Origin of the sequence: Litoribacter ruber (genome assembly GCF_018500185.1) — a bacterium.
Lineage (GTDB): Bacteria > Bacteroidota > Bacteroidia > Cytophagales > Cyclobacteriaceae > Litoribacter > Litoribacter ruber.
Genome location: NZ_JAHBGI010000048.1, coordinates 1 through 1,427 on the forward strand (window position 1 = coordinate 1; position 1,427 = coordinate 1,427).

A 1,427-nucleotide genomic window follows, 5' to 3' on the forward strand; every position below is an offset into this window, starting at 1 on the left:
GACACTATCCCAATAAGTGTGTAAGTATTGATTAATTGTTTAGTGGTCAGGTTCCGTTGAGCCTGACCCTGTTTTCAAATATAAGCAGAAAGCTGTTAAGTATTACGCCCCAATCCTTGATCGGCATTGTCCACTTTTTGGAGGTTTCCATTACTGCCAGGTAAACGGACTTCATGACCGCCTCATCGGTAGGGAAAGAAAGCTTGTTCTTGGTGTACTTTCTGATTTTGCCGTTTAGGTTCTCAATGAGGTTCGTGGTATAGATGATTCTGCGAATTTCTGCCGGATAGTCAAAGAAAACGGTAAGCTCATCCCAGTTGTCCCTCCAGCTCCTGATTGCGTAAGCATACTTTGAATCCCATTTTTTTGCAAAGTCATCCAACGCGGCCCATGCGGCATCCTTGGTGGGGGCAGTGTATATTTCCTTCATGTCCCCGGCAAAAGACTTCCTGTCTTTCCATACTACAAACCGGCAGGCATTCCTGATCTGGTGCACCACGCATATTTGGGTTACCGACTGGGGGAAGGAAGCCCTGATGGTTTCCGTAAAGCCGTTGAGGTTATCTGTGGCTGTAATCAGGATGTCCTCTACTCCTCTGGCTTTCAGTTCTGTGAGAACACCCATCCAAAAAGCAGAGGATTCGTTTCTTCCCAACCAAAGCCCCAAAACCTCCTTCAGGCCATTGGTCTTGAGACCGACGGCGATGTACACCGTCTTGTTGACAACCTTGGAGTTTTCCCTTACCTTAAAAGAGATTCCGTCCATCCATACTATCAGGTAGACGGGGTCCAGTGGTCTGTTTCTCCAGGCCGTTATGTCCTCTGTAATTGCATTGGTAACCCTGGATATGGTAGAGGTGGAAACATTTATATCATAAAGCTCACGGATCTGCTCCTCAATGTCCTGGTTTGACATCCCTTTTGCATACATGGAGATGATGATGTTTTCTACCCCCTCAGCCATGCTTTTGCGCTTGGGCACAAGAACCGGCTTAAAGCTGCCATCCCTGTCCCGGGGGACTCTGATTTCAGCTTCGCCATAGGAATTCTTCAATGTTTTGGAGGAATAGCCGTTGCGGGAATTGGCATTGGTGGATGTTTGGTGCTTGTCGTAACCGAGGTGTGCATCCATTTCACCCTCGAGCATTTTCTCCACCGCCCGCTTCTGAAGCTGGCTCAGGAAGGACTCAAGTTCCTCACCGCTCTTGAATTGCTTGAGGAAGCTGTCGTTTAAAAGGTCTTCTTTTTTCATTTGGAAATCTGTGATAAATGTAAGAAAATTTCTTACTCACAGATTGGAAAAGCGCTGCCGCGGGCTCCTCAAATTTCCAGTGCGATTTTTTCAAAATCACACTGGAAATTTCGAGGTCATAATCTGTTCTCGGTAAGTCCTAAAATCGGACTTACACAGTTTATGAAATACTCCC

The 1,427-nt window shown here is 46.5% G+C and carries 1 protein-coding gene; it reads right to left on the bottom strand.

Annotated elements, in window-relative coordinates:
- Positions 1-46 precede the first annotated feature (46 nt).
- Positions 47-1,252, bottom strand: a complete 1,206-nt coding sequence (locus tag KIH41_RS18020) for an IS256 family transposase (RefSeq protein WP_214163339.1) — start codon at positions 1,250-1,252, stop codon at positions 47-49.
- Between the last annotated feature and the right edge of the window lie 175 nt (positions 1,253-1,427).

What these genes read in the sequence shown, in the direction of transcription:
- KIH41_RS18020 (WP_214163339.1), bottom strand. Translation starts at nt 1,252, where the DNA reads ATGAAAAAAGAAGACCTTTTAAACGACAGCTTCCTCAAGCAATTCAAG.